10 protein-coding genes are annotated in these 17,122 nt (G+C 44.0%); 8 read left to right on the top strand and 2 right to left on the bottom strand.

Going from position 1 to position 17,122, the window contains the following annotated elements; all coding sequences use genetic code 11:
• The first annotated feature begins 34 nt into the window (after positions 1 to 34).
• The 6 genes from FG28_RS07540 (at position 35) to FG28_RS07515 (ending at position 12,362) form a co-directional block, all read left to right on the top strand.
• Positions 35 to 1,213, top strand: coding sequence for a hypothetical protein (locus tag FG28_RS07540; protein ID WP_036381484.1), 1,179 nt, complete (start codon positions 35 to 37; stop codon positions 1,211 to 1,213).
• A 161-nt stretch (positions 1,214 to 1,374) separates the two neighbouring features.
• Positions 1,375 to 4,500 carry a glycosyl hydrolase gene (locus tag FG28_RS07535; RefSeq protein ID WP_036381481.1) on the top strand — a complete coding sequence of 1,042 codons (3,126 nt, stop codon included), beginning with the start codon at positions 1,375 to 1,377 and terminating at the stop codon, positions 4,498 to 4,500.
• Positions 4,501 to 4,573: 73 nt separating this feature from the next.
• A complete protein-coding gene (locus FG28_RS07530) occupies positions 4,574 to 6,322 on the top strand; it encodes an alpha-glucosidase (protein WP_081894250.1) in 1,749 nt (582 codons plus the stop codon).
• Between the two features lie 84 nt (positions 6,323 to 6,406).
• Positions 6,407 to 6,814, top strand: coding sequence for a hypothetical protein (locus FG28_RS07525; RefSeq protein ID WP_036381480.1), 408 nt, complete (start codon positions 6,407 to 6,409; stop codon positions 6,812 to 6,814).
• 71 nt (positions 6,815 to 6,885) lie between these two features.
• Complete coding sequence (locus FG28_RS07520) at positions 6,886 to 11,232, top strand: CusA/CzcA family heavy metal efflux RND transporter (protein ID WP_036381479.1); 4,347 nt, start codon at positions 6,886 to 6,888, stop codon at positions 11,230 to 11,232.
• Positions 11,233 to 11,234: 2 nt separating this feature from the next.
• Positions 11,235 to 12,362 carry an efflux RND transporter periplasmic adaptor subunit gene (locus FG28_RS07515; RefSeq protein WP_036381477.1) on the top strand — a complete coding sequence of 376 codons (1,128 nt, stop codon included), beginning with the start codon at positions 11,235 to 11,237 and terminating at the stop codon, positions 12,360 to 12,362.
• 2 nt (positions 12,363 to 12,364) lie between these two features.
• On the opposite strand, the gene FG28_RS07510 is transcribed toward FG28_RS07515, so the two are convergent.
• Positions 12,365 to 13,186 carry a ZIP family metal transporter gene (locus FG28_RS07510; protein ID WP_036381474.1) on the bottom strand — a complete coding sequence of 274 codons (822 nt, stop codon included), beginning with the start codon at positions 13,184 to 13,186 and terminating at the stop codon, positions 12,365 to 12,367.
• The gene (locus FG28_RS07505) at positions 13,186 to 13,842 is read right to left on the bottom strand and encodes a metal-dependent transcriptional regulator (protein ID WP_036386274.1); all 657 of its coding nucleotides are present in this window, start codon (positions 13,840 to 13,842) and stop codon (positions 13,186 to 13,188) included. The genes FG28_RS07510 and FG28_RS07505 overlap by 1 nt, the downstream gene beginning before the upstream one ends.
• Positions 13,843 to 13,921: 79 nt before the next feature.
• Here FG28_RS07505 and FG28_RS07500 point away from each other — a divergent pair, with 79 nt between their 5' ends.
• Both FG28_RS07500 and FG28_RS07495 read left to right on the top strand, forming a co-directional pair.
• Complete coding sequence (locus FG28_RS07500; RefSeq protein WP_036381471.1) at positions 13,922 to 16,192, top strand: TonB-dependent receptor; 2,271 nt, start codon at positions 13,922 to 13,924, stop codon at positions 16,190 to 16,192.
• A 62-nt stretch (positions 16,193 to 16,254) separates the two neighbouring features.
• Positions 16,255 to 17,121 (top strand): inositol oxygenase family protein, encoded by an 867-nt coding sequence (locus FG28_RS07495; protein ID WP_081894248.1) that lies wholly within the window; start codon positions 16,255 to 16,257, stop codon positions 17,119 to 17,121.
• Position 17,122 lies beyond the last annotated feature (1 nt).

Here is a 17,122-nt window from a genome sequence, read left to right as displayed (position 1 = left end):
TCAAATGTACTTGTAAAATTCAAATCATTAAAAAATGGACACATCATTAAAAAAACTGACATTGGGCATCTTGCTTCTTGTTCTTGGCTTTACTTCTTACGCACAAACTTCAAAACAACAAAAACCTCTCGAATTTCCATTTACGGAAAAGTATTGGTCACCCATAACGGATAATGTGGAATTCGTCACTTACAAATCAGTAAAAGCCGTCAAAAGTAAAGATGACAATCCCTTGTATATTCTTTTGATGGATTTTGATTTTGCCACTGGCACCATTGAGTTTGATGTTGAACTCAAGGGACAGGGATTTCCTGGAATCACATTTCATGTGGACAAGGATACCGTAAATTCGGAAACCTTCTACCTCCGTTATTTTGGTAAATCGGAACCTATTCGCAGAACCAACATGCAGTATGCAGCCATTATGGACAAAGTTAACCTTTGGGACCTCACCGACGACTATCAAGCGGCTACACAGCTTTATGAGAACCGGTGGAACCATGTTAAACTGGTTATTTCAGAAAATCAGTTGAGGGCTTATGTCAACGATATGCAAAATGCAGCCTTATGGGTGCCAGCTCTGGAGGGATTGACAAAATCGGGCAGCATTGGTCTTTCCGGCAATGTTATTTACGCCAACATGGTGGTTACGCCTAATGCTATTGAGGGTATCCCTTCTTCCGCAGGCTACGACCCCACCTCAAACGATTCTCGCTACTTACGAAACTGGTGGATCACTGAACCTGTTGATTTTCCTTTCGGAAAAGACTTGATGAAACAAATTTCTGTGAGTCCCGGTGTTGCCATTGATCCCACTTTATTGGATAGTACGGCCGTTTGGAAACCCATAAAAGCCGAACACCGGGCCATGGTAAACCTTACCAAAAAATATGGCAGTACCGAAAGTGGCGAACGCAAACTGGCATGGTTAAAAACCACTATTAGTTCGGATAAGGTTCAACAGAAAAAACTCAATTTTGGCTTTAGTGACGAGGTTTGGGTCTTTATCAACGGGCAGCCTTTGTACGTGGACAAAAACTACTATGGTTCCCCAGGCATGAAAGAACCCCGCGGAAGGTGTACCATTGAAAACACCACCGTTACTATTCCGCTACAAGAAGGTGAAAATGAAATCTTAATAGGGTTGACCAACTACTTTTACGGATGGGGCATCATTGCCCGTTGGGAAAATAATGATGGCCTAAGTTTCTAATTCGCAAACTATCTTGAAAAGGTCAATGTGAAACCATACGCGTTGGCCTTTTTTCTTTTGGCATAGGATTCCTTACGCTTTGATCATCCCTGGAATTTAAGCACAATCGATTCAAAAAGATTCAGTAAATTGGGGTTTGACTAACGACTCAATTTTACATGATGAAATTTCAACCCACCTCAACGAGGATTCAGGTACTGTTCACCTGTGTTCTCTCAATTCTATTTTTCCAAATACAAAATGCCCAAAATACCGTAGCTGTCGATACCAGTTTTTACAGCGGTTTTGAATGGCGGAACATCGGGCCCAATCGAGGGGGACGATCTTTAGGTTGTGCCGGAAGCCCTTCCCGACCCAACGAATATTATTTTGGGGCCACAGGAGGTGGACTCTGGAAAACCATTGATGGCGGAAACAACTGGACTTGTGTGACTGATGGACAAATCACAAGTTCCTCAGTAGGTGCCGTCGCCGTTGCCGAGACCAATCCAGATGTGGTCTACATCGGGATGGGTGAGACCCAATTACGGGGAAGCATTACCCAAGGCGATGGGGTTTACAAAACTACCGATGGCGGCAAAACATGGACTCATTTAGGACTTGAAGAAACCCAGGCCATTTCAAGGGTTCGTGTGGACCCAACCAATGAGAATATTGTATATGTTGCTGCACTAGGACATCCCTATGGAGATAATGAAGAGCGCGGGGTTTTCAAAAGTACCGATGGTGGAAAAACTTGGAAAAAAGTATTGTACGTCAGTCCCAAAGCCGGTGCTGCAGATTTAATCATTGACCGAAACAACCCCAATGTGTTGTACGCGAGCACTTGGCAAGTGTACCGTAAAGCATGGAAAATGTGGGGCGGTGGACCCGATTGTAAACTGTGGAAATCCACAGATGGCGGTGAAACTTGGACCGACCTTACCCAAAATCCCGGGATGCCCAAAGGGCCTATCGGAAAAATTGGGGTTACGGTATCACCAGTAGATTCCAACCGAGTTTGGGCTGTAGTAGAAGCCAATGAAGGGGGTGTTTTTAGGTCCGATGATGCTGGAAAGACCTGGGAACAAACCAACAACGAACGTAAGTTGAGACAACGGGCCTTTTACTATTCCCGTATTTATGCCGACCCAAAGGATAAGGATATCGTTTATGGGCTGAATGTGGATTTCTATAAATCAACCGATGGCGGCAAAACCTTTGATATTGAAATTGAAGTCCCACATGGAGACAACCATGATCTGTGGATTGATCCCAATAATCCAGACAGAATGGTAAGCTCCAACGATGGCGGTGGAACAGTGAGCATTAATGGAGGAAAAACCTGGACCGAGGAAGATTACCCTACCTCGCAATTTTATCATGTAATGGCCACAAGCGATGTTCCCTATCATGTAGTGGGTGCCCAGCAAGATAATTCCACTTTGGCCATGCCCAGCGAAGGATGGGATTTTATGCAGGCCCGAGGGCCCAACCACGGTTGGTATTATGCTGTAGGGGGTGGTGAAAGTGGATGGATTACACAAAGCCCCACCAACCCAGACATCTTCTATGCAGGAAGTCAGGGTGCACTGCTCACAAGATATGACCGAAGCAATGGACAGATCAGGGATATTCAAGTGTATCCGAGATTCTTTTCTGGGGAGCCCGCCAGTGCCCTTCCAGAACGTTGGCAATGGACTTTCCCCATCATGTTTGCACCAAAGGACCCGAATGTAATGTACACCTGTTCGCAGCACATTTGGAAAACCACCAATGATGGACAAACGTGGGAGAAAATCAGTCCGGACCTTACCTATGCCGACCCCGAAACTTTAGGAAAAACAGGTGGGGTGATCACCAATGACATGAACGGACCGGAGATTTATGCCACAGTTTTTGCGTTGGCTCCATCCAATCATGATATTAACACCATTTGGGCGGGATCAGATGATGGAAAAATCCATATCACCCTAGATGGAGGCGAAAACTGGGAGGATATCACCCCAGCAGACCTTCCAAAATATTCAAGAGTGAGCATTATTGAGGAGTCTGTTCATAATCCTGGCACCTTGTATGTAGCTGCCAACCGATATCAAGTAGATGACCGCGAGCCATACGTCTTCAAAACACACGATTACGGTAAAACATGGACCAAGATCATCAATGGAATAGCCCCGGGGCATTTTGCCCGTGCCATTCGCGAAGATCATGAACGGGAAGGTTTGCTCTTTTTGGCTACGGAACATGGGGTCTATTTTTCCATCAACGATGGAGACGACTGGCAATCCCTTCAATTGAACTTGCCCGATACACCCATTCGGGATTTGGTCATCAAGGACAACGATGTGGTGTTGGGCTCACACGGTAGAGGTTTCTGGATTTTGGACGACATTCAACCCTTCCGGGAATATTCTGAAGCATTGCTTACCCAAAAGCAAACACTTTTTAAGCCCACAGATGCCATTCGAGGTATTTATGATGCCACGTTCCAGTATCATCTTCAGGAGCAGGTGGACACCATTACCTTTGAAGTTTTAGATGCCAATGATAATTTAATTGATTCCTTCGGAGGAAATCAACCTAAATATGAGGAAGAAGGAGGCTCTTCATGGTGGGGAGGCAGTGACAGTACCAAACCCACTACGGCGAAAGGCTTGAACAGCTTTACTTGGAACCTTCGGTATCCTGGGCCTACCACATTTGATGGAATTATCATCTGGGGAGCCAAGGCAGATAGAGGTCCCATTGCTCCACTTGGCACCTATAAAATCAGGATGAAAGTGGGAGATGATGAAGTGGCCACTACACCTTTCAGCATCACAATGGACCCTAACTTAAAAGGGGTAACTGCAGCCGATCTTCAAGAACAGTTTGAGTTGGCTTCGAAAATTACGGAAAAGGCAACCATCGCCAATGAAGCGGTCATTAAGATCCGGGAAATCAGAAAACAATTGGATAGTTTGGGCAAAGGTATTTCCAGTAGACAATTTAAAAAGTTGTCCGAGGATTTTTTGGGTACTTTAACCGAGATTGAAGAAGATTTGTATCAAACCAAAAACCAATCGGGCCAGGATCCACTGAACTTTCCCATAAAGTTAAATAATAGGCTCAATGCCCTTCAGCGAAGTATCGAAACCGGTGATGCAAAACCAACGGATGCGGCTTATAAGGTCTATGATGAACTTTCAAAAGAGCTTGATATGCACATGGCCAAATTGAATGAGGCTTTGGACAAGCAATTGCCAAAAATCAGGGCCATTATGGAAAAAAATAACATTGTTTTGCCCATGAACATTAAGCAATAAAGTTTGGGGCTAGCATCGATTTTTGCTGGTCCCAAAATGTGCTATCTTTAAAGGAAGCCATAAAATTAACACGATGGGACAGACTTGGTTCAACTCCGTAGCATGCATTCTTGCCATACTGTTCGCGGTGAGCGCATGCAAAGACAGCTCAACACAAAACGATGCTATGCCCTCACAAGATCAAAAATGGTGGAAAGAGGCCATTGTCTACCAAATTTATCCGAGGAGTTTCAAGGATTCGGACGGCGATGGTGTTGGTGACTTACAGGGCATTATTCAAAAGCTGGACTACGTCCAAAGTCTTGGTGTAACCGCCGTTTGGCTCAATCCCATTTATACCTCTCCCAATGCAGACAATGGCTACGATGTCAGTGACTATCGAAATATTATGGAAGAGTTCGGTACCATGTCAGATTTTGACCAAATGCTGGACGGCATGCACCAAAGGGGGATTAAACTGGTCATGGATATTGTGGTCAACCACAGCAGCAATGAACACGAATGGTTCAAACAATCCCGAAGTTCACGAGACAATCCCTATCGGGATTATTACCACTGGTGGCCCGCCGAAAAGGGTGAGCCCCCCTATCGCTACAGTTTGTTCGATGCAAAAGGAGACGCTTGGCAATTCGATTCGCTGACCAATGCCTATTACCTGCACTACTTTGCCAAACAACAGCCTGACCTCAACTGGTCCAACCCAAAAGTGCGTCAAGAGGTTTATGATATCATGAAGTTCTGGGCCGAAAAGGGGGTGGATGGATTTCGCTTGGATGCGTTTCAGTTTGCGGCCAAGGATACCACTTATCCAAAGTTTCCGGATGGTTTTGAGAAAGATTTCATTCAATTCTACGCCATGCAGGATGGAATACACGACTATTTGAAAGAGATGAACCAAGAGGTTTTCAGCAAATATGATGTTATGAGTGTTGCTGAAGGTGCCGGTAGAAATTTTGAGGATGCCCATAAACTGGTAGACCAAAACCGGAATGAGCTTAATATGGCCTATGCTTTTGAAGGGGTGGATATCCCAAAATACGAAGGGTATGATTTGGCTACCATAAAAGAGGTCTTCACCAAATGGGACCAAGAATTTGCCAACGATGGTTGGCTTTCCATTTTTTTGGCCAACCATGACCAAGCACGAATGGTGAGTCGTTGGGGAAACGACAGTGAAGAATACCGGGATGTATCCGCCAAACTATTGAACACCTTCCTTTTGAGCATGCGTGGTACACCATACTGCTATTATAGCGATGAGTTGGGAATGACCAATATTGATTTTGATAGTATTTCACAATATCAGGATATAGCCGCAATCAATGGGTACCAAAAAGCACTTTCTGAAGGGGAGGATATGGAACTTTTCATGAAGCGGTTGAATTTCACCTCTCGTGACAATGGACGGACACCCATGCAATGGGATGGTTCTGAACATGCAGGTTTTACAAAAGGAACACCATGGCTTCCTGTGAATGACAATTATGTCTACATCAACGTGGAAGATGAAAACTCCAGCCCAAACTCCGTACTAAACCATTTTAGAAAAATGACGGAACTCCGAAAGAAAAACCCAGCCCTCATATATGGCGCATATGAACTTGTTGCAGCAGAACATCCAACTATTTATGCCTATACAAGGGTTTTGGAGGATGAAAAAGTGCTCGTTCTGTTAAACTTTTCAGAAGAAACCTCAGAAATAAAACTCAAAGATGACCAGGACAACCATTCAATAATGATCAATAATTATCCCAATATTGAATTCTTTGAAAATTCCGTAAAAATGAAACCGTATCAGGCTATAGTTTTAAATATCCAGTAGTGATTCCTGTAAAATCAGATTAATTCTAAATTAATCCCAGTCATTTATCTTACAGCGTATTATTCGTAATTTTACAATGTCAGGATGAATAAACTAGTTACCATAGGTACGGCAGTTCTCATTTTGCTTCAGAGCGTCAACATCCATTTTAAGGACTTGGTGGAACTGGGGCAACTGGTGGAGCATTACCAATTCCATAACGAGGAATATGGTGATAATTTTATGGTTTTTGTTTCAAAACATTATGGCGAGTTAAAAGCTTCCCACAGCGAGAAGCACCAAGAAGAAGAAAAAGACCATGAGAAACTCCCCTTTCAACATCAACAAACATCTTGTGCTCAACCCTTGGTTTTTGTGCTAGGGTCGGATAATTTTATCAATTCGCGCTCTGAGATTCCTGTTACCACCAAAGCTAATTTTCACTATCAAATGTCCTACTCCCTGGTTTGGGGAGATGGCCCTTTCCAGCCGCCCAAAACGCATAATTCATAGTATTTCAGCGCCGCTGAACACTTTCGGCAAGCCTTATTCTATTTTAATAATGCTATCATTTTCTATGAATCATGTTTTCAAAAATTATCAACTTTAGTCTAAAGAACAAGTTCATTGTTCTTCTGTTTACAGCGGCCATAACCCTTGTTGGATTATACTCGCTGTCACATATACCCATTGGGGCCGTTCCCGATGTAACCAACAACCAAGTACAGGTATTGACCACTTCCAATAGCTTGTCCACCCAGGACATGGAAAAGTTTATCACCTACCCTGTGGAACTTGAAATGGCCAACCTCCCGGGGGTCAAGGAAATCCGTTCGGTGTCCAAGTTTGGCCTTTCAGTGGTCACCATTGTTTTTGAGGACGATATGGGCACCTATTTGCCCAGACAACTTATCGCCGAAAAAATAAAGTCAGCTTCTAGCCGAATTCCCGAAGGCTTTGGAAGTCCGGAAATGGGTCCCATCACCACCGGGCTGGGTGAAATCTATCAATACGTTTTGGATGTGGAGCCCGAGTACAAAGGCCAGTACGATGCAACAGAACTCCGGACCATCCAGGATTGGATCGTAAAACGTCAGCTTTCCGGAATTCCCGGTGTAGTGGAGGTCAACACTTGGGGAGGGCGACTCAAACAATATGAAGTAGCCATTCAGACCCAAAAGTTGAATGCCTTTAACATCACCGCAAGGGAGGTTTTCACCGCTTTGGAAAAAAACAACAGTGTTACCGGTGGGGGTTACATCGAAAAAGTGAACCAAGCTTATTTTATTCGAGGCGAAGGCTTGGTCGGCAGCCTTAAAGACATAGAAAACATCGTGGTCACGACTAGAAATAGCATTCCCATTTATATAAAGGATATAGCCAAAGTCGGATTTGGCAGTGCACCCCGGTTCGGAGCCATCACTGGCAATGGCGAAGGGGAAAAAGTACTCGGCCAGATCATGATGCTCAAAGATGCCGATTCCAAACGCGTTATCGAAGCGGTCAAAGAAAGAGTGGCTTCCATTTCCAAATCCTTGCCCGAAGGGGTCTACATAAATCCCTTTTTGGATCGCAGCGAACTCATTGGAAGAACCACCTTTACCGTGACCGAAAACCTTGTCTTGGGTTGTTTGATCGTGATTTTTGTGGTGGTATTGCTGCTCGGAAACTGGCGGTCAGGTCTTGTAGTGGCATCGGTAATTCCACTCTGCTTGTTGTTCGCCCTTACCTTGATGAACATTTTTGGGGTAGATGCCAATTTGTTGAGTCTTGGTGCGATTGACTTTGGAATTATAATAGACGGAGCGGTTATCATTGTGGAATACATTGCATTCCAAATCACCCAGAAACAAACTGAAATAGCCAATTTGGGTAAACGTGAAGCGCAATTGTTCAAAGACGATATTACCTTAAAAGGAGCCACAAAAATGATGAACTCGGCCGTATTTGGGCAGCTCATCATTCTGATTGTTTTCATCCCGATTCTATCGCTCAGCGGCGTGGAAGGCAAAATGTTCAAACCCATGGCGCTTACCTTCAGTTTTGCGTTGTTAGGAGCCATTTTACTTTGTTTCACCTATGTGCCTGTAGCATCAGCAATGTTTTTAAAACCTACCAAGGAATCATCCAAAAACATCTCTACCCGTTTGGTCAATTGGATCAACAAACAATATGAGCCGGTCATCGAATGGGCCATGAGCAGTAAAAAACTGGTGCTCTCCATTGCGGCCGCACTATTGGTAGGGGCCATTTTGCTGTTCTCGACCATGGGGGGCGAATTCGTTCCTACCTTGGACGAAGGGGATTTCGTAATTCAGCCCGTACTTAAAACAGGAACATCGTTGGCCAAGACCGTTGAGACCACTACAAAAATTGAACAGATATTGTTAGATCAGTTCCCAGAGGTAAAACAGGTGGTAAGCCGTATTGGTGCTGCAGAAGTCCCCACCGACCCCATGTCAATGGAAGAGAGTGATGTGATTATTTCACTTTATCCCAAAGACGAATGGGTCTCAGCTGAAACCAAGGACAAACTGGCCGATAAGTTTAAGGAAGCTTTGGCCGTAATTCCGGGCATGGAAGTGGAATTTACCCAGCCCATTGAAATGCGTTTCAACGAGTTGATCACTGGGGTGCGTGCCGATATTGCCATCAAGATTTTTGGTGAAAATTTGGAAATATTGAACCGAAAGGCCAACGAGATCAAAAATCTTATCCAAGACGTGGAAGGAGCTTCGGACATTATTGTTGAAAAAGTGGAAGGTCTCCCTCAGATGAATGTTTCTTTTGATCGTGCAAAAATAGCCCGCCATGGGCTCAATATTGCCGACTTGAACGAAATGATCGCCATGGGATTTGCAGGTAAAATTGTAGGAAGTGTTTTTGAAGGTGAGCGACAGTTCGATATGGTAGTTCGATTGGATGCGGAAAATCGACAAGATATCTCCAATCTCAGAAACCTTTATGTGGATATTCCCAGTGGAGGCAAAATTCCAATGAGCGAACTTGCCGAGATTACCTATCAAAAAGGTGCGGCAAAAATTTCGCGAGATGATACCAAAAGACGCATCGTTGTGGGAATCAATGTTAGGAACCGAGACCTGCAATCTGTGGTGGACGATGTACAACTCCTGATAGATGAACATATACAATTGCCCCCGGGGTACACCATTACCTACGGTGGCCAGTTCGAGAACCTTCAAAATGCAAAAGCAAGGTTACTGATTGCTGTGCCTATTGCTTTATTACTCATCTTTATCATGCTCTATTTTGCCTTTGGCTCGGTAAAAGAAGCTTTGCTTATTTTTTCCGCTATTCCACTTTCTGCTGTGGGAGGTGTACTCCTGCTATGGCTAAGGGATATGCCCTTTAGTATATCGGCTGGGGTTGGGTTTATCGCCCTATTCGGTATCGCGGTGTTGAACGGAATTGTATTGATCGAGCATTTCAAAGAACTCAAAGGAAAAGATTTTGATTCCATGGAGGACCTTATCAAACAAGGGACAAAGGATAGGCTCCGTGCTGTGTTGTTGACCGCTTCAGCCGCTGCTTTGGGATTTTTGCCCATGGCAGTGTCCACCAATGCGGGCGCTGAAGTACAAAGACCTTTGGCAACCGTTGTAATTGGTGGATTGGTTACGGCAACCATGCTCACCTTGGTGGTATTGCCTGTTTTGTATGCGTATACCCACAACATTAAATTCCGTGGAATGAGAAAAAGAAGGAGAGCACGTAAATTGAACAAAAACGCGCTCACCATACTATTGCTTTTGGTAAGTGTTTCAGGGTTCTCCCAAACCAAATTGAACCTTGAAGATTTGATGGCACTTTCATTGGAAAACAACAAAGGCATCCAAGCAGGTTCGTTACTAGTGGACCAAGCGGAAACTCTTAAGGGAACCGCTTTTGAATTTGATAAAACAGACATTTATTACCAGTATGATGAAAATAACTTGGCATTGAACGGAGAGCCACTCAAGGTTTTTGGGGCACAACAACAATTTGAGTTCCCTACGGTGTATGGGGCCAAGAACAAGCTGCAAAAATCAAATTATGAGCTGCAGAAATCATCGTTTGAGATACAGAAGAAGCAACTCTACCAATCACTGAGCAATGCGTACTATCAATATCAGACATTGAACCAAAAAGCTAAGCTTTACGGAACCTTGGATAGCATTTATAGTACGTTTGCCCATGCAGCCAACAGACGTTTTGAGCTTGGGGAGACCAATTACCTGGAAAAAGTCACCGCTACGGCCAAGCAACGCCAAATTGCAAATACCTATTCCAAAATAAAACAGCAGATTTTGACTTCGTATGGTCAGATTGTGAGTTTGGTACAAAGTGAGGACACCTTGCAAATTGTGGATGAAAAACCCGAAAAGCTTAAGGTACTGAATGCCCAAGGGATGTTGGACACGGAAACCTCATTTTTGGATAACCGTCAAGCGCTGAGCAATGCCCAAAAGAGTTTGGAAGAAAATAGATTGTTGCCCGACCTTAACCTTGAATACTTCCAAGGAACCAATAGTGGATTGGGAACATCCTTGTACGGTATTCAATTAGGTGTTCGCATTCCAGTTTTCTTCTTTGGGCACAGTAGCAAGGTTAAATCGTCCAAGATACAGGCCAAGATCACGGAGATGGAGAACACCGAAATCACCGTTGCCATGAACCAACGCTATAAAACGCTGTTGGGACAACTGGAGCAGCAGGCCAAGGAACTCTCCTATTACGAGGAAGAAGGCGGTCTATTGTCCGATCAAATTTTGAAAGCTGCCTCAGGGAACTTTCAAAATGGGGAAATCGACTTTTTCCAATACATACAAAGTTTGGAAAACGCCTACGATATCCAGCTCAATTATTTGGATGTGCTCAACCAATACAATCAAACTGTAATCGCCATTAATTACTTGACAATAACATTATAAAAATGAAACATATACTTCAATTAGCCGTTGTTTTCCTTCTGTTGATGGGCTGCGGCAATAAGAACAGTGGAGCATCCGCTTCCGAAGAACAAGGAGAAGAAACAGGAATCACGGTCACACAAGATCAATTCAACACCAATGATCTAGTGATTGGTCCTATGGAGAAAAGAACTTTCCCGAAAATGGTGGAAACCTCTGGAATGATCGATGTCCCGCCGGAAAATCGGGCCAGCGTTACGGCGTTTATGGGCGGTTTTGTGAAACAGACATCGCTTTTGGTTGGTGATCAAGTGAAAAAAGGACAGCTTTTGGTGGTCTTGGAAAACCAAGAATTTGTGAAAATGCAACAGGAGTATCTCGAGGTATTCAACCAGTTGGATTACTTAAAAGCAGAGTTCGAAAGAAACCAGACCCTTTTTGAGGAGAAAATCGCCTCGCAAAAGAACTTTCTCCAAGCCAAGAGCAATTACGAAACGGCCAAGGCACGCTACCAAGGTTTGAGGGAACAACTACAAATGCTCAATATTTCACCCAACAAAGTAGAGCAGGGCACTATTTCATCACAAGCGGCTATTTATGCCCCTATCTCGGGCAGTGTTACCAAAATGAATGTGGCCAAAGGAAGTTATGTTTCGCCTGCTACCCAAATTTTGGAAATCGTGGACAATGAACACGTACACTTGGAACTGACTGTTTTTGAAAAGGATATTTTGAAAGTAAAAAAAGGACAAAAAATCCAGTTCAAAATTCCAGAAGCTTCTGCCGAAGCATTTGACGGTGAAGTCTACTTGGTGGGCACATCCATTGACGATGCCAAACGAACCATAAAAGTACACGGACACTTGGAACATGAGGAAGATGCAAATTTTCTTCCCGGAATGTTTGTAGATGCCATGATCATGACAGATACCACCAAAACTTGGTCATTGCCCGATGAGGCCGTAATTGAATCCGAGGGCAACCATTATGTGCTTAAATTGATCGAGGAAAAGGACGGAGGTTATTCCTTTGAAAGGGTAGCCGTAAAGCAAGGCGGCACCTATGGTGGGTATACCGAAATCTTATCAACTGGACTGAACGAAACGGACCAGTTTTTGACCAAGGGTGTCTTTGATCTGATCGGGGGATAAATTTATCCCAGACCCACATCCAAGGTCATCATAATAATAAATCCACCGATAAAGCCCATTGTGGCGATATCGGTGTATTTGTCTTGTTGCGTTTCTGGAATCACTTCCTCAACCACCACAAAGATCATAGCTCCGGCAGCAAACGAAAGTGCGTAAGGAAGAATAGGCTCAAATGTCAATACGGCCCAAGCTCCCAAAACACCTGCAATGGGTTCCACAAGGGCAGAGGCTTGACCGTACATCCAACTTTTTCTTCGGCTGAGACCATGCCTGCGCATGGGTACCGCAACGGCAAAACCTTCTGGAAAGTTTTGCAACCCAATACCCAAGGCCAGAGCAACGGCACCACCAATTGTGGCACCTTCAAAACCTGAGGCCACACCTCCAAACAGAACGCCCACGGCCAATCCTTCGGGAATATTGTGCAAGGTAATGGCCAAAACCAATAGCGTGGTGCGGTGCCAAGGGGTCTTTACTCCCTCTGCTTCGTCCATTTTAAAATTGATATGCACGTGGGGCAAAATCTTATCAAGTCCAAAAATAAAGGCAGCACCCATTAAAAACCCAACAGCTGCCGGAATCACTTTAACAAAACCTTCACCAGGGCTCATTTCAATTCCAGGCGCCAACAAACTCCAAAAACTGGCAGCAACCATGACACCTCCTGTAAAGCCCAACATTCCATCCATCAAGGCGCGATTCGGGCTTTTGAATAAAAAAACCAAGCCTGCCCCCGCAGCGGTCAGTCCCCATGTAAAGAGCGTCGCGTACAATGCGGCCAATACGGGGTCTATTTCTTGAAAAAATTGAATCACTTGATCCATCAGTCGTTCTTTTTTACGTAAAGGTTAGCTGCAATTTGATGTGATATTCGCATTTCCTTGCCATCCAATTGAATGCGAAGGGAATTATCAAAATCTTCTTTGTCAATTACTTGGATCGTGTTGCCCAAGGCAATATTGTTCTTGTCCAAAAACTTAAGAAAGGGCACGGAAGAATCTTTTACCCCAACACATATTCCTTTGGAGTTGATGGGCATTTCGCTGAGCAACTTTTCATCACGCTCCTGAAATTTTCCATCCTTGGTGGGTATGGGGTCGCCATGCGGGTCGTATTTGGGAAAATCAAGAAGCTCATCGAGCTTATCGATCAATTTTTCACTTTTGATGTGCTCCAACTGTTCAGCCACCTCATGCACCTCATCCCAAGTAAAATCCAATTTTTCCACCAAGAAAACTTCCCACAATCGGTGCTTTCTAATAATGGACAAGGCTGTTTTTATTCCAGCATTGGTTAAAGAAACGCCTTGATATCGGACATAATCCACCAATCCCTTTTCCGATAATTTCTTGGCCATATCGGTCACGGAAGATGGTTTTGTTTCCATCTGTTCCGCAATGGCGTTGGTGGTTATCAACTCAGAATCGCCACCTCCCAAATGAAAAATGGTCTTCAAATAGTTTTCTTCTGATCGGGTCATCAAAAAATATTTTTTCAAAAATACATTTTTATTTAACAAAATCTATTTTTAGATTTGTCTAAATTTAATTTTATACTAGTTGAAATCAAGCTGTAAACATATTGTACTTTTAGGGGTGGCTTTGATAAGCGGTTGTTGTTTTGCCCAAACAGTATCTTTGAATGGGAAAGTAACCGACAACGGGGAACCATTGCCCTTGGCAAACGTGGTGTTGAAAAGCACCGAAATTGGAACCGCCACGGATATTGATGGTGCATTTGAATTGACCAATATTCAACCAGGAGATTATGTGCTGTTAGTGACTTCATTGGGATATCAACGGTATCAAACCAAGATCAGTCTGGGAGCAGGAGCGCATAAAAGCATCAGCATACAACTGGAACCCACTGCACAAAGTTTAGATGAAACCGTGGTAACGGGAACCCTGAAACCTGTTAGCCGATTGGAAAGTCCGGTTCCTGTGGAAGTCTACTCCCCTACTTTTTTCAAAAAGAATCCTACGGCGAGTGTCTTTGACGCCCTCCAAAATGTGAACGGAGTGCGACCACAGATTAACTGCAATGTGTGCAATACAGGAGACATTCATATCAACGGACTGGAAGGACCCTACACTTTGGTTCTTATTGATGGGATGCCCATTGTAAGTGGATTGGGGACCGTGTACGGTTTAACAGGGATTCCAAATTCCCTTATTGAGCAAATTGAAATTGTAAAAGGTCCTGCTTCCTCACTTTATGGAAGCGAAGCGGTGGGCGGCTTAATCAACATCATCACCAAAAATGCTTTGAGCGCTCCAGAATTTTTTGCTGATGGCTTTGCCACCGGTTGGGGCGAATACAATTTGGATGTAGGCAGTAAAATAGCTGTCGGAGATAAAACAAACCTGCTTTTGGGTATCAACTACTTCAATTATGATGTTCCCGTGGACAATAACGGTGATAATTTTACCGATTTGACCCTTCAGGACCGCATCTCCATTTTTCAAAAATGGGATTTTGAACGAAACGATAACCGACTGCTCTCTTTGGCTGGACGCTTTTTTTATGAGGACCGCTGGGGCGGAGAAATGCAATGGACACCGGAGCATCGTGGTGGGGATGAGGTTTATGGAGAAAGTATTTATACCCGTCGATGGGAGGTTTTGGGGAAATACCAATTGCCGATGGAAGAAAAGTTTCTCCTTTCGTTTTCCTATAATGATCATAATCAAAACTCAGTGTACGGCGATACGGAGTATTTGGCAGACCAGCGCATTGGTTTTGCACAATTGACTTGGGACAAAACTTTGGGTCAACATGATTTGTTATTCGGAAGTGCCATTCGCTACAACTATTACGATGACAACACACCCGCGACCACTGAGGCCGATAATATTTGGATTCCCAGTGTATTTGCTCAAGATGAGTTCGCTTTCGCGCCTAAACACTCTTTTTTGGCAGGATTACGGTATGATTATGACCAACGGCACGGCACTATTCTAACACCACGAGCTGCTTACAAATGGAAAATCTCGGACAATGATATTTTTCGGGTGAACGCGGGTACTGGATTTCGAGTTGTGAACTTGTTTACCGAAGAACATGCAGCCCTCACAGGCGCAAGGGAGGTGGTCATTGCCGAAGAATTAAAACCCGAACGCTCCGTAAATGTCAACCTTAACTATTTGAAGAAAATATATAGCGACAACGGCACCTTTATCAGTTTGGATGCTTCTGCCTTTTATACCCGGTTTTCTAATGTGATCTTGCCCGATTATGAGACCAACCCCAACCAGATCATATATGATAATTTAGATGGAAAATCCGTTTCACAAGGTATCAGCGCCAATTTGGACATTGCTTTTCCGAGTAGTTTTAAAATTATGGCGGGAGCCACTTGGCAAGATGTAAGCAGCACCGAAAATGGTGTGACCCAACAACAAATCCTTACTGAGAGCATTACTGCCACTTGGAACCTTTCTTATACCTTTCGCAGTTTGGATTTGACCATGGATTATACCGGAAATTTATATGGACCAATGCGATTGCCCCTTTTGGGTGAACTGGACCCGAGACAGGAATATTCCCCCACTTGGAGTATCCAGAACATCCAGTTTACGTACAAAGGACTGAACAATTTTGAGGTGTACGGAGGAATAAAAAACCTATTGGATTGGACCCCGAACCGCGGTAATCCCTTTATTATTGCCCGAGCCAATGATCCGTTTGATAAAGAAGTGACTTTTGATAGCAATGGTAATGCTGTGGCCACTCCAGATAACCCCTACGCACTCACCTTTGACCCGACTTATGTTTATGGCCCCAACCAAGGTATACGAGGTTTTTTTGGGCTGAGGTATACCGTGTTTTAGTTTCAAAACCAAAAAAACACTACTTTTAAAGTAAAAGGGCGCACACCCTTAATTTGCATAAAATGAAACTAAACCCAGAACAAAAGAAAGAAGCCCATGATATGATGGAGCTTTGGGAAGGTGATTTGTTGGAACGTTATCCCGAAAAACCGAGTAAGTCTAAACAAGAATTCCGAAACTACGACGACCCTGCTCGGGATACCGTAAAGGAATTTTATCGGATGAACCATACGTACCAGACCTATGATTTTGTCTTGGAAAAGGAAAAGGAATTCCTCTCGCTTGATCGTCGTGAAATGGGCCTTTGGGATGCCGTGGAGTATTTAAACACCTTAGTGGACGACTCTGACCCCGACATTGATTTGGACCAAACCCAACACCTTTTGCAAACTTCGGAGGCCATTCGTGCTGATGGTCAACCAGATTGGTTTGTGTTGACAGGGTTCCTGCACGATTTGGGCAAGGTTCTGTGTTTGTTCGGTGAGCCACAATGGGCCGTGGTGGGCGATACCTTCCCAGTGGGTTGCCAATTTTCGGACAAAATTGTCTATCCAGAATTCTTTACGGCCAATCCCGATATCAACAATGAACAATACAACACCAAGTTGGGTGTGTACAAGGAAAACTGTGGGTTGCGCAATGTGCACATGTCTTGGGGTCACGATGAGTACCTCTACCATGTAATGAAGGATTATCTGCCCGAAGAAGGGCTTTATATGATTCGATACCACAGCTTTTATGCACAACACAAGGAACATGCTTATGATCATTTGATGGATAAACACGACCATGAAATGTTCAAGTGGGTGAACAAATTCAACCCCTATGACCTGTACACCAAGGCGCCTGTGCGGCCCAATGTAAAGGAACTTCGACCCTATTATGAGGATTTAGCCGCCAAATATCTGCCCGATACAATTCGGTTTTAGT

It is taken from the genome of Muricauda sp. MAR_2010_75, from assembly GCF_000745185.1.
GTDB lineage: Bacteria > Bacteroidota > Bacteroidia > Flavobacteriales > Flavobacteriaceae > Flagellimonas.
This window is presented reverse-complemented; position numbering and strand designations above follow the sequence as displayed.